Annotated in this window: 20 protein-coding genes; 12 read left to right on the top strand and 8 right to left on the bottom strand. The window is 71.3% G+C overall.

What is annotated here, in order from left to right; translation table 11 throughout:
* Positions 1 to 148: 148 nt before the first annotated feature.
* Both SOM13_RS09765 and SOM13_RS09760 read right to left on the bottom strand, forming a co-directional pair.
* The gene (locus SOM13_RS09765; protein WP_320479574.1) at positions 149 to 2,329 is read right to left on the bottom strand and encodes an alpha-galactosidase; all 2,181 of its coding nucleotides are present in this window, start codon (positions 2,327 to 2,329) and stop codon (positions 149 to 151) included.
* A 358-nt stretch (positions 2,330 to 2,687) separates the two neighbouring features.
* The gene (locus SOM13_RS09760; protein WP_320479573.1) at positions 2,688 to 3,491 is read right to left on the bottom strand and encodes a FadR/GntR family transcriptional regulator; all 804 of its coding nucleotides are present in this window, start codon (positions 3,489 to 3,491) and stop codon (positions 2,688 to 2,690) included.
* Positions 3,492 to 3,585: 94 nt separating this feature from the next.
* Here SOM13_RS09760 and SOM13_RS09755 point away from each other — a divergent pair, with 94 nt between their 5' ends.
* The 3 genes from SOM13_RS09755 to SOM13_RS09745 all read left to right on the top strand — a co-directional run bounded on the left by SOM13_RS09755 (position 3,586) and on the right by SOM13_RS09745 (position 7,077).
* Positions 3,586 to 4,491, top strand: coding sequence for a proline iminopeptidase-family hydrolase (locus SOM13_RS09755; protein ID WP_320479572.1), 906 nt, complete (start codon positions 3,586 to 3,588; stop codon positions 4,489 to 4,491).
* 118 nt (positions 4,492 to 4,609) lie between these two features.
* Positions 4,610 to 6,073 (top strand): APC family permease, encoded by a 1,464-nt coding sequence (locus tag SOM13_RS09750; RefSeq protein WP_320479571.1) that lies wholly within the window; start codon positions 4,610 to 4,612, stop codon positions 6,071 to 6,073.
* Positions 6,070 to 7,077, top strand: coding sequence for an acetamidase/formamidase family protein (locus SOM13_RS09745; RefSeq protein ID WP_320479570.1), 1,008 nt, complete (start codon positions 6,070 to 6,072; stop codon positions 7,075 to 7,077). The genes SOM13_RS09750 and SOM13_RS09745 overlap by 4 nt, the downstream gene beginning before the upstream one ends.
* Positions 7,078 to 7,097: 20 nt before the next feature.
* On the opposite strand, the gene SOM13_RS09740 is transcribed toward SOM13_RS09745, so the two are convergent.
* Together SOM13_RS09740 and SOM13_RS09735 are read right to left on the bottom strand one after the other, a co-directional pair.
* On the bottom strand, positions 7,098 to 7,823 hold the full coding sequence (locus tag SOM13_RS09740; RefSeq protein ID WP_192060820.1) for a hypothetical protein: 726 nt from the start codon (positions 7,821 to 7,823) through the stop codon (positions 7,098 to 7,100).
* Between the two features lie 153 nt (positions 7,824 to 7,976).
* Positions 7,977 to 9,140 (bottom strand): M20/M25/M40 family metallo-hydrolase, encoded by a 1,164-nt coding sequence (locus tag SOM13_RS09735; protein WP_197981945.1) that lies wholly within the window; start codon positions 9,138 to 9,140, stop codon positions 7,977 to 7,979.
* Positions 9,141 to 9,224: 84 nt separating this feature from the next.
* Between SOM13_RS09735 and SOM13_RS09730 the strand changes: the two genes are divergently transcribed.
* The 4 genes from SOM13_RS09730 to SOM13_RS09715 all read left to right on the top strand — a co-directional run bounded on the left by SOM13_RS09730 (position 9,225) and on the right by SOM13_RS09715 (position 14,286).
* Complete coding sequence (locus SOM13_RS09730) at positions 9,225 to 10,412, top strand: exonuclease subunit SbcD (protein ID WP_320479569.1); 1,188 nt, start codon at positions 9,225 to 9,227, stop codon at positions 10,410 to 10,412.
* Positions 10,409 to 13,531 (top strand): SMC family ATPase, encoded by a 3,123-nt coding sequence (locus SOM13_RS09725; protein ID WP_320479568.1) that lies wholly within the window; start codon positions 10,409 to 10,411, stop codon positions 13,529 to 13,531. The genes SOM13_RS09730 and SOM13_RS09725 overlap by 4 nt, the downstream gene beginning before the upstream one ends.
* A 222-nt stretch (positions 13,532 to 13,753) precedes the next feature.
* Positions 13,754 to 14,077, top strand: a complete 324-nt coding sequence (locus SOM13_RS09720) for an ATP-dependent DNA ligase (protein ID WP_320479567.1) — start codon at positions 13,754 to 13,756, stop codon at positions 14,075 to 14,077.
* A complete protein-coding gene (locus tag SOM13_RS09715; RefSeq protein ID WP_320479566.1) occupies positions 14,074 to 14,286 on the top strand; it encodes a hypothetical protein in 213 nt (70 codons plus the stop codon). Before SOM13_RS09720 ends, SOM13_RS09715 begins: the two co-directional genes overlap by 4 nt.
* Before the next feature lie 81 nt (positions 14,287 to 14,367).
* Here SOM13_RS09715 and SOM13_RS09710 read toward each other — a convergent pair whose 3' ends face one another.
* On the bottom strand, positions 14,368 to 14,637 hold the full coding sequence (locus SOM13_RS09710) for a hypothetical protein (RefSeq protein ID WP_320479565.1): 270 nt from the start codon (positions 14,635 to 14,637) through the stop codon (positions 14,368 to 14,370).
* Between the two features lie 205 nt (positions 14,638 to 14,842).
* On the opposite strand from SOM13_RS09710, the gene nhaA reads away from it, so the two are divergent.
* The 5 genes from nhaA (at position 14,843) to SOM13_RS09685 (ending at position 21,133) form a co-directional block, all read left to right on the top strand.
* The gene (nhaA, locus tag SOM13_RS09705; RefSeq protein ID WP_414655520.1) at positions 14,843 to 16,141 is read left to right on the top strand and encodes a Na+/H+ antiporter NhaA; all 1,299 of its coding nucleotides are present in this window, start codon (positions 14,843 to 14,845) and stop codon (positions 16,139 to 16,141) included.
* Between the two features lie 64 nt (positions 16,142 to 16,205).
* On the top strand, positions 16,206 to 18,071 hold the full coding sequence (locus SOM13_RS09700) for a BCCT family transporter (RefSeq protein WP_320479563.1): 1,866 nt from the start codon (positions 16,206 to 16,208) through the stop codon (positions 18,069 to 18,071).
* 146 nt (positions 18,072 to 18,217) lie between these two features.
* A complete protein-coding gene (locus SOM13_RS09695; RefSeq protein ID WP_320479562.1) occupies positions 18,218 to 19,465 on the top strand; it encodes a DUF2254 domain-containing protein in 1,248 nt (415 codons plus the stop codon).
* A 97-nt stretch (positions 19,466 to 19,562) separates the two neighbouring features.
* Complete coding sequence (locus tag SOM13_RS09690; RefSeq protein WP_192060811.1) at positions 19,563 to 20,252, top strand: DUF4232 domain-containing protein; 690 nt, start codon at positions 19,563 to 19,565, stop codon at positions 20,250 to 20,252.
* A gap of 71 nt (positions 20,253 to 20,323) precedes the next feature.
* On the top strand, positions 20,324 to 21,133 hold the full coding sequence (locus SOM13_RS09685; protein ID WP_244637111.1) for a CPBP family intramembrane glutamic endopeptidase: 810 nt from the start codon (positions 20,324 to 20,326) through the stop codon (positions 21,131 to 21,133).
* Positions 21,134 to 21,272: 139 nt separating this feature from the next.
* On the opposite strand, the gene SOM13_RS09680 is transcribed toward SOM13_RS09685, so the two are convergent.
* The 3 genes from SOM13_RS09680 to SOM13_RS09670 form a co-directional block, all read right to left on the bottom strand.
* Positions 21,273 to 21,821, bottom strand: a complete 549-nt coding sequence (locus tag SOM13_RS09680) for an HAAS signaling domain-containing protein (protein WP_192060809.1) — start codon at positions 21,819 to 21,821, stop codon at positions 21,273 to 21,275.
* A complete protein-coding gene (locus tag SOM13_RS09675) occupies positions 21,814 to 22,149 on the bottom strand; it encodes a PadR family transcriptional regulator (protein ID WP_320478350.1) in 336 nt (111 codons plus the stop codon). Before SOM13_RS09675 ends, SOM13_RS09680 begins: the two co-directional genes overlap by 8 nt.
* 122 nt (positions 22,150 to 22,271) lie before the next feature.
* Entirely contained in the window at positions 22,272 to 22,688 is a 417-nt protein-coding gene (locus SOM13_RS09670; RefSeq protein WP_192060808.1) for a hypothetical protein, read from the bottom strand.
* Between the last annotated feature and the right edge of the window lie 12 nt (positions 22,689 to 22,700).

The following is a 22,700-nucleotide window of genomic DNA, read 5'->3' as shown; positions in this document are numbered from 1 at the left end:
GACGGCGCCGCCCAGGTTAGGTAAGGCTCACCTAAGTGTCAAGCGCTGGGTGCGGCTGCTGCGGCGTGTCGCGGGATGATGAAACCGGCTCATGATCAGGGGTTCAGGTGATGTCCTCCGAAAGGGCGACGAAGGGGCGCGCACGGGGTCAGACGGCTGTGACCTCCAGCAGCACGAGGCTCTCGGGGAACAGCACCGGCGCCTGCACCCCGCCGAGGCGGAGGGCGCGCCCGGGCACGACCACGCCCTCGACGGCCCACGCCAGCGCCGACTGCCCGGGCCCGCCGAGGGCCCCGGTCGGCTCGGCCAGCGCGACGCGGTACATCCGCTCGTCGTCGAGGCCGGGCAGGGTCATCGGCCCGGGCGGGTAGCTGGCGCTCGCCGTCACCTGCGTGAACGTGTAGAGCGCATGCCGCCGGTCGGGCGACACGACGCCGCGCAGGTCCATCGACGCGTCGGGCAGGTCGGCGTGCACGGCGGTGCCGTGGTGCAGCAGCTCGCGGTGGCGCTTGTGGGTCGCCACCCAGCTCGTCAGCTCCGCCTCGACCTCGGGGTCGAGGCTCGAGATGTCCCACTCGATGCCGAAGTGCCCGGGCAGCGCGACGCCCGCGCGCAGCGACAGGTCGTGGCGGCGTCCGGTCGAGTGCGACCTGGGGCCGCTGACATGGGCGCCCATCAGCTCGTAGGGCACCAGCAGGTTCGTGTACTTCTGGATCGTCAGGCGCTCGATCGGGTCGATGCAGTCGCTCGCCCAGATCCGATCGGTCCGGGCGAGGATCCCGAGGTCGACCCGCGCTCCACCCGATGCGCAGCTCTCGATCTCGACCGCAGGGTGCCGGCGGCGCAGCTCGTCGAGCAGTGCGTACAGCGCGACGACGTTCTCGTGGACCGCGGGGTGCGCGGGCGACCCGGCCCCCGCCTCCATCAGGTCCCGGTTGTGATCCCACTTCAGGTAGGCGATGTCGTTCTCGCGCAGCAGCGAGTCGAGGCGCTCGAGCAGGTAGGCCGACATGTCGGCGTTCGACAGGTCGAGCACCTGCTGCTGGCGCCCGGACATCGGGAGGCGCGGGCCCGGCCCGAGGATCCACTCGGGGTGCGCACGGGCCAGGTCGGAGTCGGGGCTGACCATCTCGGGCTCGACCCACAGGCCGAACTGCAGACCGAGACCGGTGACGTGCTCGATGATCGGGGCGAGGCCGTCGGGCCAGACCTCGTCGTCGACGTACCAGTCGCCGAGCGCCGACGTGTCGTCGCGGCGACCGCGGAACCAGCCGTCGTCGAGCACGAAGCGCTCGGCGCCGACCCGCGCCCCGGCGTCGGCCAGGGCGCTCAGGCGGGCGAGGTCGTGGTCGAAGTAGACGGCCTCCCAGGTGTTGAGGGTGACGGGCCGCGTCGACGACGGATGCTGCGGACGGGAGCGCAGGAGGCGGTGGTACCGACCCGAGAGCTCGGTCAGCCCGTCGCCCCACGAGCCGAGCGCCTCGGGGGTCTCGTAGCTCTCGCCCGGGCCGAGTCGGACCTCGCCGGGGGCGAGCAGCTCGGACACCCGGGTGACGACCGCGCCGGCTATCGTCTTCTCGACGCCGACACGGTGGTTGCCGCTCCAGGCGAGGTGGACGGCGTGGACGAGACCGCGCTCGAAGCCGAAGCCGGGGGTGCCGGCGGCGAGCACGAGGGTGGCGTCGGCCCCGGGGCGACCGCGGCGGCTCTCGCGGTCGTAGCGCCCGACGGTCAGCGCGTGGCGCTGGGGGGTGCGCTCGCGCAGGTGCCGACCCGTGGTGTCGAGCACTTCGCTGGCGGTGTGCGGCAGCGGGAAGCTCGCGGCGAGCTCGTGCAGGTCGTAGACGTCGTCGCCGGTGTTCGTCAGGCGGAGGGTCTGGTGCAGCAGGCCGTGCTCGTCGAGCCGCAGATCGACGCCCAGACGGAGGCCCGCGTCGTCGTCGTCGGCGGTGATGGTGAGCGCGGTGACGGTGGGCGCCGCGCCGACGGAGGCGGCGTCGGCGTCGGTGTCGGTGGCGGTCTCGGTGACGGTGAAGGCCGGAGCGAACGCCGCACCCGCGCGACTGCCGATCAGGCCCGGAGTGCCCTGCCAGCCCTCGTGCTCGAGCGGCAGCACCGTCAGGCGCGCGGGGTGGTCGAGACCACCCGAGACGCGCTGGGGGCGGGCCGCTGCGACCAGGCCGACCAGCGCCTCCTCCGAGATGTCGCCGAGATCGGGGCCCCAGTAGACGAAGCCGGGCAAGGCGCCACGGGGGACGTCGAGCACGACGCTCGTGCCGCCGAGCCGGAGGTGCAGGGCAGGGGTCGAGTCGTCGTCGCGTCGTCGCATGGATTATTTCTATGGCGAAACGAATAGGCGTGTCAAGTCACGAGGGCGGGTTCGTCGCACGTCTCGTCCCCCATAAGGGGGACTCGATACTCGTGAGTATCGACTGCTATCTTCTGAACCGACGGCGGTGTAGCCACGCGGATATCCGGCCCGAACCGGATGTCCTCCCCCTGCGTGACGCCCGCCCGACGATCTGCACGACCCTCGAACCCCCGCGAGGTCGTGAGTTCGGATCGACGGGCACTCGCCGTCCGTGGCGGTCGCCGCCGAGAAGGGCCTTACCCACCCGCTCGGCGGCGCCGCACACCCTCGCTCGACGCCGCGAAATGCGAGCGCGCGAGCCCGCGAGACGCGGGCGTCAGTCGCGGGGGTGCAGCACCCGCTCGAGCAGCTCGAGGTCGATCTTGACGTGCTCGCGCGCGATGCCCGCCGCCTCCGTCGCCCGACCGCCGCAGATCGCGTCGACCAGCGCCTCGTGATCGCCGAGCGCCCGCAGCTCCATCTCGCGCATGCCGTCGGGGCCGCCCCAGAGGTGGGCCGGCGCCGCGATGCTGACCCGCGCCTCCAGGGCGAAGAGGACCTCGCGCAGCGTCGTGTTGTGCGCCGCCTCGGCGATCGCCACGTGCAGCAGGGCGTCGGCCCGCTGCGACGCCCGGCCCGACTCGGCTTCGCGGTAGCCCTCGAGGCGCTCGCGCAGCTCGGCGGCGTCGGCGGGCGTGTGGTTCTCGGCGGCGGCCTCGGCGATCGTCCCGTGCAGTCGCCCGATCGCCTCGCTCGTGTCGCTGAGGTCCGCCCAGCGCGCCCCGAGGGTCCGCTGCGCGATGGCGTCGGACGACGTCGTGTGCTGCTCGCGGACGAACGACCCGCCACCGCGCCCGCGCTGGGTCTCGATCATGCCCTGCTCGACGAGTCGGGCGAGCGCGGCCCGGACGGTCATGCGCCCGGCGCGCAGCGATGCGGCGAGGTCGCGCTCGGGAGGGAGGCGCTGGCCGGGCAGGTACTCGCCGGTCGCGATGGCGGTCACCAGCCGGTCGGTCACGTCGTCGACGCGGCTCGACGACTCGACGGGCGCGGCGAGGGCGCCGGCGGGGGCGGAGGGGGCGCTGTCGGACGCCCCGGACGCCCCGGGCGCCCCGGCGTCGGCGGCCTCGCGTGGCGTCATGCGTCGACCCTCCCGAGCGGCGTTTGTTACACCCACGTTAAGTCATCGGCAAAGGTCTAGGCGCGAGACCTTTACGTGACGCACACTGTCCCGCATGTCGACGAGCACCTCCTCCACCCTCCCGTTCCGCGACGGCGTCACCTGGTACCAGGTCACGACCCCCGACCGCCCGACGCCGGGCGCGCTGCCCCTGATCGTGCTGCACGGCGGCCCGGGCATGGCCCACGACTACCTCCGCAACCTCGCGGCGCTCGCCGACGAGACCGGTCGCACCGTCGTGCACTACGACCAGTTCGGCTGCGGCCGCAGCAGCCACCGCCCCGACGCCCCCGTCGAGACCTGGAGCCCCGCCCTGTTCGTCGCCGAGTTCGACGCGGTCGTCGCGCACCTCGGGTTCGAGCGGTTCCACGTGCTCGGCCAGTCGTGGGGAGGCATGCTCGGCGCCGAGATCGCCGTGCGCCAGCCCGCGGGTCTCGCGGGTCTCGCGATCTGCAACTCGCCCGCCTCGATGCAGCTCTGGGTCGAGGGCGCGGCCGAGCTGCGGGCGCTGCTGCCGGCCGACGTGCAGGAGGCGCTGCAGCGTCACGAGGATGCGGGCACCACCACGGACCCGGAGTACCTCGCCGCGACGCAGGTGTTCTACGAGCGGCACGTCTGCCGCGTCGTCCCCATGCCTCAGGACTTCGTCGACAGCGAGGCGCAGATGGAGGCCGAGCCCACCGTCTATCACACGATGAACGGGCCCAACGAGTTCCACGTCATCGGCACGATGCGCGACTGGAGCATCGTCGACCGGCTGCCCCGCGTCACCGCCCCCACCCTCGTGGTCGCCGGCGAGCACGACGAGGCGACCCCGGCCACCTGGCAGCCGTTCGTCGACGGCATCGCCGACGTCCGGTCGCACGTCTTCGCCGGCGCGAGCCACTGCTCGCACCTCGAGCAGCCCGAGGAGTTCCGAGCCGTCGTCGCCGAGTTCCTCGCGGCGCACGACTCGGCCTGACCCGCGCCTCCCGCGCCGCACTTCCCGCGCCGCGCCTCCCGACCCGCGCCTCCTGACCGACCCGACCCGCACCTCCCCGGCTCCACCCCCGCATCCCACCCGAGCGAGAGAGCACACCATGTCCACTGGAACGACGACCGGCGCCCCCGGCGGCGAGCTGAGCAACCAGCAGCAACTCGAGCAGTACGGCTACAAGCAGGAGCTGAAGCGGTCGGTCACGACCGTCGATCTGCTCATCTACGGCCTGATCTTCATGGTGCCGATCGCGCCCTGGGCCATCTTCGGCACCGTCTACAACGCGTCGTCGGGCATGGTGCCGCTGGTCTACCTGATCGGCCTCGTCGCGATGATCTTCACGGCGCTCGCCTACGCGCAGATGGCGAAGTCGATCCCGCTCGCCGGTTCGGTGTTCTCGTACGTCGGTCGCGGCATCCACCCCATCGCCGGGTTCTTCGCCGGCTGGGCGATCCTGCTCGACTACCTGCTCGTGCCGACGCTGCTCTACGTGTTCGCCGCCGAGTCGATGATCGGGATCTTCCCCGGGAGCGCCCGGTGGATGTGGGCGCTGATCTTCGTCGCGATCAACACCGCGATCAACCTGCTCGGCATCAGCTCGATCAAGCTGATGAACCGGGTGTTCCTGGCCATCGAGGTCGTCTTCGTCGTGATCTTCGTCATCATCGCGGTCATCGCGCTGAACGACGGCACGATCCCCGGCGCCGAGTTCACCGCCGACCCGATCTGGGACTCCAGCAAGGTCACCGCGCCGCTCCTCGCGTCGGCGCTGTCGATCGCGGTGCTGAGCTTCCTGGGCTTCGACGGCATCTCGACGCTGTCGGAGGAGAGCACCGGCAAGCGCGGCGGAGCGGGCAAGGCCATGATCATCGCCCTGGTGATCGTCGCCACGCTCTTCGTCGTGCAGACCTGGCTCGCCAGCGCCCTCGCCGCCGGTCGCGACTCCTTCGGGAAGGACGAGGTCGGCAACGCGTTCTTCTCGCTGGTCGAGGCGGCGTCGAGCAGCGGCTGGTCGACGGCGTTCCTGGTCGTCAACGTGCTCGCGATCGGCATCGCCAACGCGATGGCCGCGCAGGCCGCCACCTCGCGTCTGCTCTTCTCGATGAGCCGCGACCGTCAGCTGCCCGCGTTCCTGTCCACCATCAACAGCCGCCAGGTGCCGCAGGCCGCCATCCTGCTCGTCTCGGCGCTGTCGGCCGTGCTCGTGCTGTTCTTCGTCGGCCAGATCGACCTCATCGCGTCACTGGTGAACTTCGGCGCCCTGTTCGGCTTCATGCTGCTGCACGTCTCGGTCGTCGTGCACTACGTCGTCAAGAGGAAGTCGCGCAACTGGCTGCTGCACCTCGTCGTGCCCGTCATCGGGTTCCTCATCATCGGCTACGTGCTCGTGAACGCCGCCCCCGAGGCCAAGATCGGCGGACTCGTCTGGCTCGTGCTCGGCGCAGGCGTGTTCCTCTACTACCGGAGCCGAGGAGGCGCGGCGCCGGTCATCCCGTCCGGTGCCGACCACGGTGCGACGCCGGCCACGGCCGCACCCGCCGCCGACTCCGAACGGCACGACGCATGAGCGGGGTGGAGGCGACCGCCTCGGGGGCCGGCGGGGGCGCGGGCGACCCGACCCGCGCCTCCTCGGCGGCGCGTGTCGACGGCGTCGACCACTTCCTGGGCAAGGAGCACGGGCGCCCCGGCTTCACCGCCGACGTCGAGCCCGCCCTGCGGATCACCCCCGGCACGGGCGAGCGCATCGGCTTCGAGACCAGCGACGCCGTCTACGCCGAGCTGCACGAGCACCGCGACCTCGCGAAGCTGTCGGTGCCGATCAACCCCGTCACCGGCCCCGTCTACGTCGAAGGTGCGATGCCCGGCGACGCGCTCGCCGTGACCGTGCACGAGATCCGGCTCGTGGCGCACGGCTGGTCGGTGGCGCTGCCCGGGTCGGGCGCACTGCAGCACGTGATGGGCGATGAGATGTTCACGCGCCGCGTGCCCATCGACGACGAGGGGGTGCACGTGACCGACCGGCACGTGTTCGCACCCCGGCCGATGATCGGCTGCATGGGCACCGCCCCGGCGACCGGCGAGAACTCGACGATCATGCCGGCGTACGCCCAGGGCGGCAACATGGACGTCACCGAGAACCGCGTCGGCTCGACCGTGTACCTGCCCGTCATGGTCGAGGGCGCGTACCTGTCGATCGGCGACGTGCACGCGATCATGGCCGAGGGCGAGTCGTCGTTCGTCGCCATCGAGGCGGAGGGCACGGCGGTCGTGTCGATCGACGTCGTGAAGGGGCTCTCGCTGCGGGCCCCTCGGATCGAGACGGCCGACGACTGGATCTTCGTCGGGCTGGGCGAGCCGGTGCAGGAGAGCATCCGGCGCGGGTACGAGGACGCGTTCTCGTTCCTGGTCGACGACCACGGCTGGACCCGCGGCGACGCCTACGCGGTGCTCAGCGCCGTCGGGCACTCACGGCTCGGCGGGCCGACGGGGTCGGGCGCCCCGGACCCGCTGCACCCGTTCGACGCGGTCGGCGCCGTGACGCTGCACCGGGTGCCGAAGAGCGTGCTGTAGCGCGCGCTGCGGCTCGGTGCTCAACTCGCGGTGTGCGCCAGGATCGAGCCGAGCAGATCGTTCGTCGGGAAGTTCGACTGGAAGACGTGCACGAACAGGTCGCCGCGCACGAAGTACGTGTCCGTGATGTCGGTCTGGTACTGCTCCGCCGTCTCCGACTTCTGGCACAGCCGGCCGCCCTGGGCGTCGCTGCAGGTCGCACCGTCGGCTGCCGCCAGAGACAGCAGGGAGGCGCTGGTCGCCTGATCGAGGCGCCCCATGGTCACGCCGAGACCGGTGATGTCGGCTCGCGGGTCGCGCCACAGGCAGTCGAGCGCGGCGGCCGAGTCGACGATCTGCACGAGGGTCGCGTCGGCAGGCGGCACGGTCGGCGTCCGGGCTCCTAACGGGGTGCCGTCGCGCCGGAGGTAGCCCTCGGGGTTCAGCGGGGTCTCGCCCATCGTCGCCGCGTAGGTCGCCGAGTCGACGATCTGCGTGCAGTCGGTGGGGATGTTCACGGGAGACGCGGCCGGCGTCTCGGAGGTCGTCGGGGTCGGGGTCGCCGCGCCGGTCGGCGTCGGGCTCGACTCAGGCGGAGCGGTGGGCGTCGCCGTCTCGCCGTCGTCGGGAGTCGCGCCGGCGCTGGTGCTCATGCTCGGGGTCGGGCTCGGCGTCGTGCCCCCGGACGGGCCGCCGGCGCATCCGGCCAGAGACAGCACGACGAGCGCCGAGGCTCCGAGGGTGTGCAGAGTGCGTGCGCGTGTCATGACGGATCCGTTCCCCAGGGGCCCGTGAGATCGGGCTCGCACCACCGTATTGACGAACGCGCAGCTGGCTCGTCAGTCGCGGGGATGAGTTCGCCTGCGCCGAGTCACGATCGCATCACGCCGCTGTGCGCCCTCGCGTGACGTCGGGTCGGGTCAGGCGAGGTCGGCGAAGAGGGCGGAGACGAACTCGGTGCGCTCGACCATTCCGGCCAGGCTGATCCACTCGTGGCGGGCGTGCGCCCCGCCGCCGACGCCGCCCACCCCGTCGAGCACGGCGCAGCCGAGGGCCGCGGCGAAGTTGCCGTCGCTCGCCCCGCCGACCGAGACCTCGCGCAGCTCGAACCCGAGCGTCGCGGACACCCGGGCGGCCCGCTCGTACAGGGCCGCCGTGACCGGGGTGCGCTCCATCGGAGGGCGGTTCCAGCCGCCGGTGACCTGCACCCGGGCGTTCGGGTCGTGGGGGGCGAGGTCGGCCAGCACCTGCTCGATGCGGGTCACCTCGGACGCCGACGTGACGCGCACGTCGACCGAGGCCCGGGCGTGGCCGGCCTTCACGTTGGTGCGGGTGCCGCCCTGCACGATGCCCACGTTGAGCGAGGTGCCGGCGTCGATGTCGGCCGCGGCGTGCAGCTGGAGGATGATCCGCGCCATCTCGTCGATCGCGCTCGCACCCGACCGCGGGTGCAGCCCCGCGTGCACCTCGACGCCGAACGTCTCGACCTCGAAGATGCCGACGCCCTTGCGGGCCGTCTTGACCGCTCCTTCGGCGGCGGACTCGAAGACCAGCACCGCGCCTCCTCGGCCGACCTCGGCCTCGATGACCGGCCGCGAGGCGATGCTGCCGACCTCCTCGTCGCCGTTCAGCACGATGCGGACGCCCGGCCGCGGCAGACCGAGCCGATCGGAGACCGCGATGGCGTGACCGAGCTGGATCAGCCCGGACTTCATGTCGAAGACGCCGGGCCCGGTCATGACGTCGCCGTCGATCGTCACCGGCCAGTCGGCGAGAGTGCCCTCCGACCACACCGTGTCGTAGTGGCAGAGCGCGCTGACCCACTCGGCGGAGCCCGTGGGCGAGGGGTACTCGAGCGTGACCGAGTCGCCGTAGCCCTCGACGACGCGCACCCGTCGGGCGGCGGCCGGGCCGGCGGTCGCCGTCAACCAGGACTCGATCCAGGCGAGGCCGACCGCGAGCAGGTCGACGTCGTCGGACGGCGTCTCGAGGGAGGCGTACGCCACGAGGTCCGCGATCATCCGATCGTGACGCGCCTCGACCTCGGATCGGAGGGCGGACGGGTCGATGGTGTCGTCGTTCACGGTGCGGTTCTCCTCCGGCGCTGCAGTGTCGGACCTCGACGCTACAGTGACGACGACCCACCGGCACCGCTGAGAAGGAGACCCGTGCTGATCCTGCACACGAGCGACTGGCATCTCGGTCGCACGCTGCACGGCGTCGATCTGCACGAGCACCAGTCCGCGTTCGTCGACCACCTCGTCGAGCTCGTCCGCGATCGCGGCGTCCGGGTCGTCGTCGTGGCGGGCGACGTGTACGACCGGGCGGTGCCCGCGGTACCCAGCGTGCGCCTCCTCGGCTCGGCCCTGCAGCGGCTCAGCGAGCTGGCGACCGTCGTGCTGACGCCCGGCAATCACGACTCGGCGGTCAGGCTGGGCTTCGCGGCCGAGCTGATGCGGCCCGGGCTGCACCTGCGCGCCCGGGTCGACGAGCTGGCGACACCGGTGGTCGTCGACGACGCCGACGGGCCGGTCGCGTTCTACGGGGTGCCGTACCTCGACCCCGACACCGTGCGCCACGCGCTCGCCGACGGTGCCGGCGCTGGTGCCGGTGCTGGCGACGACGGCCCGCTCGCCCGGTCGCACGAGGCGGTCGTCGCCGCCGCCATGCGACGGGTGCGCGCCGATCTCGCCGGGCGGCCAGGCACGCGGTCGGTCGTGATCGCCCACGCCTTCGTATCAGGAGGCGCGGCGAGCGAGAGCGAGAGAGACATCCGTGTCGGCGGGGTCGACTCCGTGCCCGCGGGGGTCTTCGACGGCGTCGACTACGTCGCGCTCGGGCACCTGCACGGGGCTCAGCGCGTCGGGGCGGTCGACGCCCGACCGGTCGTCCGCTACTCGGGGTCGCCGCTGGCGTTCTCGTTCGGTGAGCGGGGGCACGTCAAGTCGTCGACGCTCGTCACCCTGGCGGCCGACGGCGGTGCCACGATCGAGACCGTGCCCGCACCCGTGCCGCGGCCCCTCGTCGAGTTCGCCGACACGATCGAACGTCTGCTCGACGGCCGGTACGACCAGCACCGCGAGGCCTGGTCGCGCATCACGGCCACCGATCCGGTGCACCCCGACCGTCTCTACGCGCGGGTCCGCGAGAGGTTCCCGAACGCCCTCGCGATCCACCACGTGCCGGTGGGCGCCGTCGACGCGCCCGCCCTGAGAGCGGTGACGGTCGAGACCGACCCGGTCGAGGTCGCCGCCGACTTCGTCGCCTTCGCCTCGGGCGCCCGGGCCGACGAGCTCGAGCTCGAGATCGTCCGATCCGCGTACGAGGCGGCCAGGGCGACGGAGGGCGGCGAGTGATCCTCCATCGACTCACGCTGCGCGCCATCGGGCCGTACGCGGGCGAGCACAGCATCGACTTCGCGGCGCTCGGGGCCTCGGGCGTGTTCCTGCTCGAGGGGCCGACCGGGTCGGGCAAGTCCACGATCATCGACGCGCTCGTCTTCGCCCTCTACGGCGGTCTGGCCGGTTCGACCTCCAGCCCCGACCGGTTGCGCAGCCATCACGCCGCCCCCACGGTCGAGCCGTTCGTCGAGGTCGTCTTCGAGACCGCGGCGGGCATCCACCGGGTCAGACGGACCCCGGCCTACCGCCGGCCGAAGGCCCGTGGCACGGGCACGACCCCGCAGAACCAGACCGTGACCCTCGTGCTGCTGACCTCGCCCGATGCGGTCGAGGGCACCGTCGTGTCGACCAGCGCGCAAGAGACCGGGGCCGAGATCGCGCGCATCCTGGGGCTCACCCGGCAGCAGTTCGTGCAGACCGTCGTGCTGCCGCAGAACGAGTTCGCGGCTTTTCTGCGCTCGACCGGCGAGAAGCGCAAAGAGGTGCTGCAGTCGCTGTTCGGCACCGAGATCTACGAGAAGACGACGGCACAGCTCGTCGAGCGCCGGGTCGCCGCGCGCGCCTCGATAGCCGCCGCCGAGCGCGAGGTCGAGCTCGCGCTCGGGCGACTGCGCGAGGCGACCGGGGTCGACGACGAGGCCTTCGCCGCAGCCGCGGCGGACTTCGGGGTGCCGGGCGGGCCGGAGGGCTCAGATGGATCGGTGGGCTCAGATGGGCCGGAGGGCTCAGGCCGGCCGGAGGGGCGCGACGGGTTGGGCGGTCTGGTCGCCGGGCTGGCCGCGACCGCCGTCGAGCTCGAGGGTCGGCGGGCCGCGGCGGTCGGCGATCGCGACGCGGCCCGGTCACACCTCGACGAGCAACGGCGTCTGCAGCGGGCGCTCGAGCGACGCGCGGCGCTGCTCCGTCGCGAGGCGGCGGCCCGCGAGGTAGAAGCCGATGTGCAGGAGGCACGCGGCCGGGTCGACGACGCGCGCCGCGCCTCCTCGGTGACCGTCGCGGTCGAGGGGCTCCGCCGGGCCGACGAGCGGCTCTCGACCGCCGTCGAGCAGGTCGGTATGGCGCGCGAGTCCGGCGACCTCGACGCCGATCTGACCGAGACGACCGACCGCGACTCGGCGGCGGCTCGACGCGACGCCCTGACGGCGGAGGCCGGGTCGTCCGCCGAGAGCGCCCGGCTCGAAGCGACCCTCGTCGACCGCCGGGCCGCTCTCGACGTGCTCGAGGCGCAGGTCGCGGCCGAGGTGGCGCGCGTCGACGAGCTCGAGCGTGCCCAGGCCGAGCTGCCCGCGGTCCGCCGAGAGCTCGAGGCGGCGCTCGGTGCGTTGACCGAGGCCGTCGTCGCCGTGGGGCCCGCCGAGGCTGCGGTGGCGGAGGGGCGCAGGCGACGTGACCTCAGCGACGGGCTCGACCGCTTCGAGGCCGAGCTCGACCGCGCGACCGCCGATCTGCACGAGGCGGCCCGGGTGGCTCTCGACGCCGCCGGGGTCGAGAACGACCTGCGCCGCCGCAAGATCGCCGGGATGGCGGGCGAGCTCGCGGGCGACCTCCTCGTCGGCGAGCCCTGCCCGGTCTGCGGATCCGAGCACCACCCGGCTCCGGCCGTGACCACCGCCAACCACCCCGACGACGACGCCGTCGACCGGGCGACCGACGAGCGCGTGCGCTGCGAGTCGGCCCTCGCTGCTGCCGCCGCACGTCGTTCGGTCGCCGTCGCCCGGCGAGACGAGCGGGCGACCGAACTGGGCGGCGTCACCCGTGCCGAGGTCGAGGCGGAGCTCGACGCGGCGCTGGCCCGGGTCGAGGCCGCGCGCCGCGTGGCGGGCGATCGCGACGCGGCCGCCCTCGCGCTCGACGCCCACGACGCCGAGACCGAGCGCCGACGCACCGAGCTCGAGGAGGCGCGGGTCGGCACCGCCACGGCCGTCGCGCAGGCGGCGGCCGACCGGCGACGACTCGACGACGACACCGCGGCCGTCGGACGGCACCTCGGGGGGCGGGCCGACAGCGTGGCGGAGCTCGTCGCGGTCATCGGGCGCCGGCACGGCGCCGTGGCGCGCCTCGTCGAGGCTCTCGACGCCCAGGCGATCGCGGTCGACGAGGTCGCGAGGCGACGCGCCGACCTCGACGCGTCGCTCGCCGACGCGGGCTTCGCCGACGTCGAGGCCGTGGCCGCAGCCGTGCTGGATCGTGCCGAGGTCGGCCGGCTCGATGCCGTGATCGCGGCGCACGACCGCGAGCTCGCCGTCGTCGCCGCCGGGCTCGGCGAGCCGGAGATCGCGGGGCTCGACGACGCATCGGGCGAGGGCCTGGGCGACGATGCACGTGTCGGGGTCGAGGCCGCGGTCGAGCAGCGGGTCGCCCTGGCGACCGAGCGTGCGGCGGAGACCGAGGCCGCGGCGACGTCGATCGCCGCCGAGACCGCCCGGGCGCGCGACCGGGCCGAGCGGTCGTCGGCAGCCCTCGTCGCGCTGCGGCAGGCCGCGGCCGTCGGGGACGACGCGGCGGAGCGTGCCCGGGCGATCGTGCGGATGGCCGACCTGGCCAGCGCCTCCTCGGCGGTCAACGTGAAGGGCGTGACGCTCGGCACGTACGTGCTGCTGCGGCGGTTCGACGATGTCGTCGCGGCGGCCAACGTGCGGCTGTCGGTCATGTCGAGCGGTCGGTATCAGCTCGAGTCGTCCGACGAGCGCGAGGCGACGTCGAGGTCGCGCAAGACCGGGCTGTCGCTGGCGATCCGCGACCACGCGACCGACACGACCCGCGACCCCGGCAGCTTCTCGGGCGGCGAGACGTTCTACGCGTCGCTCAGCCTCGCTCTCGGACTCGCGGACGTCGTGCAGGCCGAGGCCGGTGGGCTGCAGCTGGGCACCCTCTTCGTCGACGAGGGCTTCGGATCGCTGGACCCCACCACGCTCGACGCGGTGATGACCGAGCTGGGCAGGCTCTCGGCCGCGGGTCGGGTCGTCGGCATCGTCAGCCACGTCGACGAGCTCAAGCAGCGGATCGCCGACCGCATCGAGGTGCGCCGCCTGCCCGACGGGTCGTCGACCCTCCGCTCGACCGTCGGGGGCTGACGACCCGCCCGCCGCGGTCGCTCCGTCGTGTGCCGTGAGATCCGGTGTCGGCGGACGCTTCCGTGCTCTGCGAGCGGGCGAGTGGCGGAGCGCCAGAGCGCCCGCCTCGGAGGACGCGGATGGGGCGCTAACGTATTGATGACTCTCCCGTCTGGGACGCAGGGGATTCGAAAGCCAGCACCCGCATGACGGGCTGCGTGTTAGCCGAACGAAGAAGGTGCCGTGGGAAAGCTCATCTACGACCAGACGCTGACGGTCGACTTCGATGACCGGACCTTGGCTCACCTGCAGGTCGTGATCGGCGTGAAGCTCCGCCGCGGGGAACCGTTCTACTTCTCCTGGAAGGACGATCAGCAGATCGGCGACGGACGCACCTCGATCTGGCTGCACCCCACGATCCCTCTGGTGTTCAAGTTCTACGGAAGTCGTGTGCCCCAGATCAACCCGCGCTGGATCCGTGCCCTGGAGCTGACTGCGAACACCCACACGGGCTTGCACATCATCGACGAGGACACCGCCAACGGCACCGATACGGGGGCACCATGAAGCGCGTCGACGTCCACTACGGCGGCTTCGCCTACACGATCCCGGACACCACCCTCGACGCGGTCCAGGCGCAGATCATGTCCGCGCTCCGGGACGGGGAGGCGCTGTGGCTGAGGGTCAACTACGGTTCGGGGTCCGTCCTCGCGACGGACCTGCTCATCACCTCGGGGACCCCTGTGGCCCTGGCTGAGATCGACGACGCCGAGTAGCGCCACCGTCGACCTGGACTCCGAGGTGTCCGCTCCGCTGCGACCGGGGCATCCCTCGGTGCAGGGGGCTGCGCTCGCGCCTCAGTCGTGGACCAGCGGGTCGTAGTCCACGACGGGTGGGGTGTGGTTCCACTCATCGATCTCCTCCTGGCTGCGCTCGAGGACCTCGAACCGAGCACCCATCTGGGGTGTCATGAGGACGGACACCTCGCCGTGGCCGATCGCGGTGAAATCGATGAACCGGGGCCCTGCGGAGGCGGCGGCGATGATCTCCCGCTTCAGGGTCGCGGTGTCCTGATCTTCGTCGAGGTGGAAGAACTGGCCGTCGATGCGCAATCTGGTGATTCTCATGGCGCCCTCAATGACTGCCTGGTTCGAGGTTCCTCGATCCACCGGGGTCCGGGTGAACGTGAGTCATCTGGACAGCCATCGACAGTGTCCGCTTCGTTGCTTGGCGCCAGATGGTGGTGGAAGCATCGACGACCGTGACGACCGCCTCCCGGGATCCCTGCCTGATGGGGTGTCGGTCTGCCGATGTCTGATAAGACAAGGGGCGATGCCACACGACGACCTGCCCCCTCCCCGCCCACCCGCTGCAGCTGCCCCTGGACTGTTCGCCGAGGACACCTCCTTGGAGTCCACCCGCCTCGGGGAGATCCTCCGCAAGGAGACCGTGGGCGGCATCGTCCTGGTCATCGCGGCGGTCGTCGCCGTCGTGTGGGCGAATTCGCCCCTGTCCGGCGCGTACTTCGCGCTTCGCGACTTCGAGTTCGGCCCCGCGGCTCTGGGTCTGCACCTGAGCGTGGGGGAGTGGGCCGCCGACGGGCTGCTGGCGATCTTCTTCTTCCTCGTCGGCCTGGAGCTCAAGCGGGAGTTCGTCGCCGGAGAGCTGCGGAGGATCAGCAAGGCCATCGTGCCGGTGGCCGCCGCGTTCGGCGGAGTCATCGTCCCCGCCCTGATCTTCACCGCCATCAACGCCGCCGACCCGGAGGCGGTGCGCGGGTGGGCGATCCCCACGGCGACCGACATCGCCTTCGCCGTCGCGGTCCTCGCGATCGTCGGCTCGAGACTTCCTGCTGCGCTGCGGATCTTCCTCCTGACCCTCGCGGTCGTGGACGACCTCATCGCCATCGGGATCATCGCCTTCGTCTACACCAGCGCCATCGAGGTCCTCCCCCTGGTGCTCGCGATCGTCCCGCTCGCCGCGTACGTGTTCCTGACGCAGAGGTTCCGCCGGTTCTTCGGCCTGCATCCCGCAGCGAACTGGTTCATCCTGCTGCCGGTGGCCGTCTCGGTGTGGGGTCTCATCCACGCCTCAGGCGTCCACGCCACCGTCGCCGGGGTCCTCCTCGGCTTCGCCGTCCCCGTCATCCGCAGCCAGGCCAGCGGCGGACCGGGCACCGGCCCCGGGCTCTCCGAGGTCTTCGAGCACCGCTTCCGGCCCCTCTCCACCGGCTTCGCCGTCCCCGTCTTCGCGTTCTTCTCCGCCGGCGTCGCCTTCGGCGGCCTCGACGGGCTGAGGACGGCGCTGTCGAGTCCGGTCACGATCGGCATCATCGCCGCTCTCGTCCTCGGCAAACCCATCGGCATCCTCGCCACGACGTGGATCACGACCCGCATCACCCGGGCCGAACTCGACCGGACGATCACCTGGATCGACCTCACCGGTGTCGCCCTCCTCGGGGGTATCGGCTTCACCGTATCCCTGCTCGTCGCGGAGCTGAGCTACGGGCTGGGCAGCGCTCACGACGACGACGCCAAAGTCGCCATCCTCATCGCGTCGGTCGTCGCCGCGGGCCTTGCGACGGCCGTTCTGAGGCCGCGCAACCGGCGCTACAAGCACCAGGACGCCTGACCTCCCGAGGCCGGGATCACCTCCGTATTCGGCCTCGGCCTCGCTGAACCGGCACCATGGACACATGGCTACGACAACACCTCCCTCTTCGGGGCCCACCGCCGACCATCCCGCGTCCCTCACGGAGACCGTCTCGACGACTCCGCAGCTGCGCCGCTGGGTCTTCTGGCCTGCGGCCGTCGTCGTGCTCGGCTTCGTCGCCTTCACCCTGATCGCGCCCGCATCGGCCGAGGCGCTGTTCCTCGGTCTGCAGAGCGGCATCGTCAAGAACTTCAGCTGGTACTACGTCCTGATCGCGGCGTTCTTCGTCGGCTTCAGCCTGTTCATCGGCTTCAGCCGGTTCGGCGGCATCAAGCTCGGCAAGGACAAAGACGAACCCGAGTTCTCCACCGGGTCGTGGTTCGCGCTCCTCTTCGCCGCGGGGATGGGCATCGGCCTCGTCTTCTACGGCGTCTCCGAGCCCCTCAGCCACTTCGCCTCCCCCCGCCCCGGTGTCACGGGCACGGAGGACCAGCTCGCACAGCAGGCCCTGACCCAGACGTTCCTGCACTGGGGGCTGCACGCCTGGGCCATCTACGTCGTCCTCGGCCTCGCCCTCGCCTACGCGATCCACCGCAGGGGCCGGCCGGTCTCCATCCGGTGGGCACTCGAGCCCCTCCTCGGCAACCGCGTCCGCGGCGGCTGGGGCAACCTGATCGACGTGATCGCCCTCGTCGGCACCCTCTTCGGGGTCGCGACCTCGCTCGGTCTCGGCGTCATCCAGATCGGCGCCGGCCTGGAGGCCGCCGGCATCGCCGAGAGCAGCATCGTGAGCCAGATCTCGATCATCGCGGTCATCACCGCGGTCACCATCGTGTCGCTCGTCACCGGCGTCACCAAGGGCATGAAGATCCTCTCGAACTTCAACCTGATCCTCGCCGCAGCCCTTCTGCTCTTCGTCCTGATCGTCGGTCCGACCCAGTTCCTGCTGCGCGACTTCGTGCAGTCGATCGGCGCCTACCTGCAGAACGTCGTCGGTCTGTCGTTCAACGTGACCGCCCAGCAGGGTGCCGCCGGCGAGGAGTGGCAGGGCGCCTGGACCACCTTCTACTGGGGTTGGTGGATGTCGTGGGCGCCGTTCGTCGGCATCTTCATCGCCCGCATCTCCAAGGGCCGCACGGTCCGCCAGTTCGTGTTCGGCGTGCTGCTCGTCCCGACGGCGCTGACGTTCCTCTGGTTCGCCGTCCTCGGCGGCGCCGCGATCCACCAGCAGACCGACGGCGCCGGCGGCCTCGTCGGCGCCGACGGCTCGGTCGATGTCGAGGGGTCGCTGTTCGCCCTGCTCGGCGGCCTGCCCGCCGGGACGGTCCTGACCTTCGGTGCGATCCTGCTCATCGGGGTGTTCTTCGTCACGTCGTCGGACTCCGGCTCGCTCGTCATGGCGATGATCGCGTCCGGCGGCGACATCGAGCCGAAGAACTGGCTGCGCGTGTTCTTCGCTCTGGTCGCCGCCCTGCTGGCTGTCGCGCTCCTCCTGACGGGTGGGCTCGACGCCCTGAAGACCGCGGCGATCACGACGGCGTTGCCGTTCAGCATCGTGCTGCTGCTGACGTGCTGGTCGACGATCATCGCCTTCAACCGCGAACGCCGCGCGTACGACAAGGCCGAACGCGACGTCCTCCTCGAGCACGTGGGCGCCTACTACGGCCTCGAGGTCGACGCGCCCACCCAGGCGAGCAGCAAGGGTCTGGCCCGACCCTGGGAGGCTGTCAAGCGCCGTGTCCGGGGCACCCGTGCGGGCTCCGTCTCGGGCCCGGAGGCGTCGGCCTCCGCGGTCGTCGCCGATCCGCCGTTGCGGGTCGACGTCGTGTCGCCCGACCCGGCCATCGACGGCCGCCTCGACGAGGGCGCACCCGGCACGACGGACCAGGACGACTCGACAGGGCGCTGACCCGTCCGTGTCGGCCCGACGGGCGTCGTCTCTCGGGAGACGGCGCCCGTCGGTCGTTCCCGGCCCACGCGGCGTCGATGCGCTCTGCTGACTACGCTTCGGGGTGTCTTCTCCAGCCTCGGAGACCTGACAGGAAGCAGTCGCTCATGCGCACCGTCACGCTCCGGCTCCGTGAGTCGTTCTGGTTCTTCCCCGCCGTCCTCGGGGTCTTCGCGATCGTCGTCGCACAGCTGCTCGTCGTCGTCGACCAGGGGATCGTCGATCGGGGCGCCTCGATCCCCATCCTCGACGCTCTCAGCGCCAGCGGGGGTCGAGCCATCCTGACGACGGTCGGGACGGCGATGCTCACCGTGGCGGGCACGTCGTTCTCCATCACCATCTCGGTCCTGGCGACGACGTCCTCGACGTACGGTCCACGCCTGGTCCGCAACTTCATGGCCGACCGGGCCAACCAGTTCGTCCTGGCGGCTTTCACCTCCACCTTCCTCTACTCGATCGTCGTCCTCCGCTCCGTCCACACGGCCATCGACGACGGCACGGCCTTCGTCCCCGTCATCGCCATACACGTCGCCGTCGCCCTCGGGGTCGTCGATGTCGCCGTGCTCGTGTTCTTCATCCACCACATCGCGTCGAGCGTGCAGATCACCTCGCTGCAGAAGCAGGTGCAGGAGGACCTCGAGACCGCCGTGAGCCATGCGTATCGGTTCGACGGTGACAGCGACCGTGACGGTGACGGCGACGGGGTGAGCGTGCAGCCACAGCCCGACGGTGGCGTGGCGTGGTCCATCGTCGAGTCGCAGAGCGACGGGTACGTCCAATCCGTCGGATGGGAGCGGCTCGTGTCGTGGGCCCACGACCACGATCAGGTCGTCGATATGACGGCCATGCCGGGAGACCATCTCATCGAGGGCGACTGCCTGCTCCGCATGGCCCCGCGTGACGGAGTGCATGGCCGTCCTGTGCCGGAGACCGACGTCGACCGGCTCCGCAGGATGGTGACCCTCGGTGCGGCACGGACGCCGTTCCAGGACGTCGGCTTCGCGCTCCAGCAACTCGTCGAGATCGGCGTCCGCGGTCTCGCGAGCGGGACCAACGATCCGTACACGGCTGTCAGCGCACTCGACCTGTCGGCGACGGCCCTCGTGCCCCTGTGGGCCGGGCGGCAGGCCATCACCGCCTACCTCGACGAGGATGCCGTCGCCCGTGTCCTGCCGCACTGGCCGGCGCCGGAACAGCTCGTCGACACGGTCTTCGACGGTGTCCTCACCTACGGGGTCGAGCACCCCATCGTCCTCGACGCGGCCCGTCGCCTCCTGGCCCGCCTCGGCGACGTCGCGTCAGGGCCCCGGGCCGTGCATCTCGGCGGCATCAGAACCAGGCTCGACCGGGTCTGAGCGGCGACCCGGGTGGGCAGCCGACTGAAGACCGTCGGACGCATCGTGACAGCCGCCCCTGAGCATGTTCCCCCCGCGGCGTGCCAGTGTGGAGTGCATGCGTTTTCGTTCCAAGCCCCTCACCGTGACCGTGTCCGCTGCAGCGCTGGTCGTCATGCTGGCCGGCTGCACGCCCGACGCCTCGGAACCGTCTCCCGGCACGGAGACCGTGACCGCGACGGTGACGCCGACGCCGACGTCCACGCCGACGCCTTCCGCAGCTCCCGCGCCACCGGCGACGTCGACACCCGGCCCGGACGGTGAGTCCGGGGGAGGGGGCGATCTCGGCGACGGGACGATCGGGGCCGCCGCGGACCGGTGCACCGTCGACGAGCTGCAGGGCGCGATCGACGACGGAGGTGGCGGAGCTGCGGGCAGCTACGGTGTCGCTCTGATCCTCACGAACACCGGCGACCGCACCTGCGAGTTGCAGGGCTGGCCGGGTGTGTCGTTCGTCGGAGGCGGTGACGGCACCCAGCTCGGGGCCTCGGCGACTCTGGATCGGGCGTCGGAGCACCCGACCGTGCAGATCGCTCCCGGTGGGTACGCCCAGGCGATCCTGACCATGGTGCAGGCCGCGAACTACGATGCCGCCGAGTGCCAGCCGCAGCAGAGCGAGGGGTTCCGGGTCTACCCGCCCGGGTCGACGGCGTCTCTGTACATCGGAGCCGGCGGAGATCTCTTCACCGCCTGCACGTCCTCCAGCGTCCAGCAGCTCTCGGTGGGGGCGATCCAACCCGGCCCGTGAGCGCCAGACTTGAGTCTGCCTCGAAGCTGATGGTTGACTGAACCCCGAACGAGGGGATCATCATGAGAGACATGGCTGCACGATCAGGGTGGACGCGGTTCTGGGAACAGGGCCGGTGGTGGAAGGCGCTGATCCTCGCCGTCGGCTACCTCGCCATCTACGAACCCGCATCGCTCCTGATGGCACCGTTCGTGCCGTTCATCGGCGACGCCGGCTCCGCCAGCTACGTCCTCGTGCTCATCGTCGTCCCGGTCCTGATCGGCAGTCTCATCCTGATCGGCTTCGGTGCCAGCCTGGGCTGGCTGAGAGGTCTCTTCGCACGCCGGGGAGCTCCAGGTCGAGGCTGGATGTGGATCGCCGTCGCCGTCGTGCTGCTCTTCAACGTGCTGCGCTTCGCGAGCATCGACTACGAAGCCGCGGGCTTCGACTGGGTCGCCGCCTGGCTCCTGGCAGGACTGGTCATCGGCTTCTCCGAAGAATTGCTGACTCGTGGATACGTGGTCCGCATCATGCGTTCGGCCGGCCGTTCGGAGGTCGCCGTCGGGCTCGTCTCGGCGGCGTTGTTCTCGCTGTTGCATGCGACCAACCTCTTCACCGGTCAAGCGCTGATCCCCACGATGCTGCAGATGCTCTACACGTTCTTCTTCGGCCTCTGCATGTACCTCGCCTTGCGGGTGACCGGAACGATCATCGCTCCGATCCTGCTTCACGCGAGCACGGACCCGAGCATCTTCATGCAGGCCACGTACCCCCTGCAGGGCGGCCTCGGGTCCTTGGCTCAGCTCGGCAACATCGTCGTCGTCCTCGTCGGCGTCGTGCTGCTCGTCGTCTTCCTCGTGACGGAGCGCCGCGCGGCACGTCACGAGCAGCAGGTCGCCTAGCTCTCCACCTCGATCGACTGGTCCTCCGGGGCATCACGCGATCGCGCCCTGGAATCGGTTTCCGTCCTCCTCGTGATCGATCCGCAGGGCGGAGTCCTTCGGGAGCCGATCGCCGCGTGGTCAGGTACCGCCCGCAGGGTCAGGGGCGCCAGCCTCGCGACCGGGCTCGAACGGCCAGCGCGATGCCCTCGAGGGGGAAGACGAGGTAGCCGACCAGGACGACGACGTGGGCGCCGCCGAGGTCGGCCGAGGCCATCAGCGCCACGGCCGCCAGCGCGAGGAGGGCGACGCCCACGGGTGCGAGCCAGGCTGCGGTCTTCTCTCGGCGGGTCCAGGCTCTGGACTGGCTGACGAAGACGAGCCCCGCCAGAGCGCCCACGACGGGCACGAGCAGCGAGCCGGCGATGAGGACGACGACTGCGACGATCGAGAAGGTCCGGCCGGGAACCGGCGGATCCGCAGCGACGCCCGGGGCGTCGACCTGGACCTCGCTGCGGGCCTCGGCGGCGATGAACGCAGGGTCGCCGAGCTGATGGATGCGAGCGGCGGCGGCCACGGTGTCGAGACCCTCGAGCTCCTCCCTGATCCCCGCGAGGATGTCGTGGTGCAGTTGCGGGGGGAGCTGAGCGAGTTCGGTGTCGAGCTGCGCCAGGTAGGCCGTGGTGATCTCGGGCCTGGTGTCAGTCATGAGTGTCCTCTCCGATGAGTCGATGCACCGAGGCGGTGAAGGAGCCCCACTGGAGGCGGAACGCAGTCAGCTGACTGCGCCCCAGCGGAGTGAGGCGGTAGTACTTCCGGACTGGTCCCGTCGCCGACGGCTGATCGAACGCCGTGACGAGGCCCTGCGTCCGGAGGCGGCCGAGGAGGGGGTACAGCGTGCCTATGCTGGCGGCCAGGCCCGCTTGGACGAGCTGCTCGGAGAGCTGCCAGCCGTACATCGGCTCGCGATCCAGGAGCCCGAGGATGCAGTACTCGACGACGCCCTTCCGCAGTTGCGCACCGATGTCCACTGGCATGCGTCACAAGGTACCTTGCGGTGCAAGGTACATCAAGGCGGTGATGCCGGCTCACCCCAGCCGACCGATGCGTGCCACTGAGCCATCGGCCGCCGGTGCGGTCGGACCGGGGCTCCGCGGGGCTATCGGAGTCCGATGACGTCCATCACGTCGACGCTGTTCGCCCGAGCGACGTCGGCGCGGCATCGGTCGATGTCGTCTGCGAAGCGGAGCTGCTGGTAGCCGTTCACGGAGAAGTGGATGCTGTCCGCGGTGGGGTCGAGACCGTCGGACGGGGCCAGCCACACGTTCCAACCTGCGGTGTCGAGGCACGACGACACGGCCGAGATGTACGGTGCGGCCCCGTCGACTTCGCCTTTGGTCTGCGGAGGGAGCAGCGCCGATGCGGCCGCGACTCCCGTCACTCCGAGCACCGCGACGCCCGCGGCCATCGCCCCGCGGTGGAGTCGCCTCCGACCTCGTAGCTTCCGTGAGAGGGCGTGCTCGATCCGACCTGCGGCGGCATCGAGGTCGGTGTCGGACCAGTTCGTGTTCGTCATGTTCGCCCTGCT

Source organism: Frigoribacterium sp. CFBP9030, assembly GCF_034045195.1.
Classification (GTDB): Bacteria; Actinomycetota; Actinomycetes; order Actinomycetales; family Microbacteriaceae; genus Frigoribacterium.
This window is presented reverse-complemented; position numbering and strand designations above follow the sequence as displayed.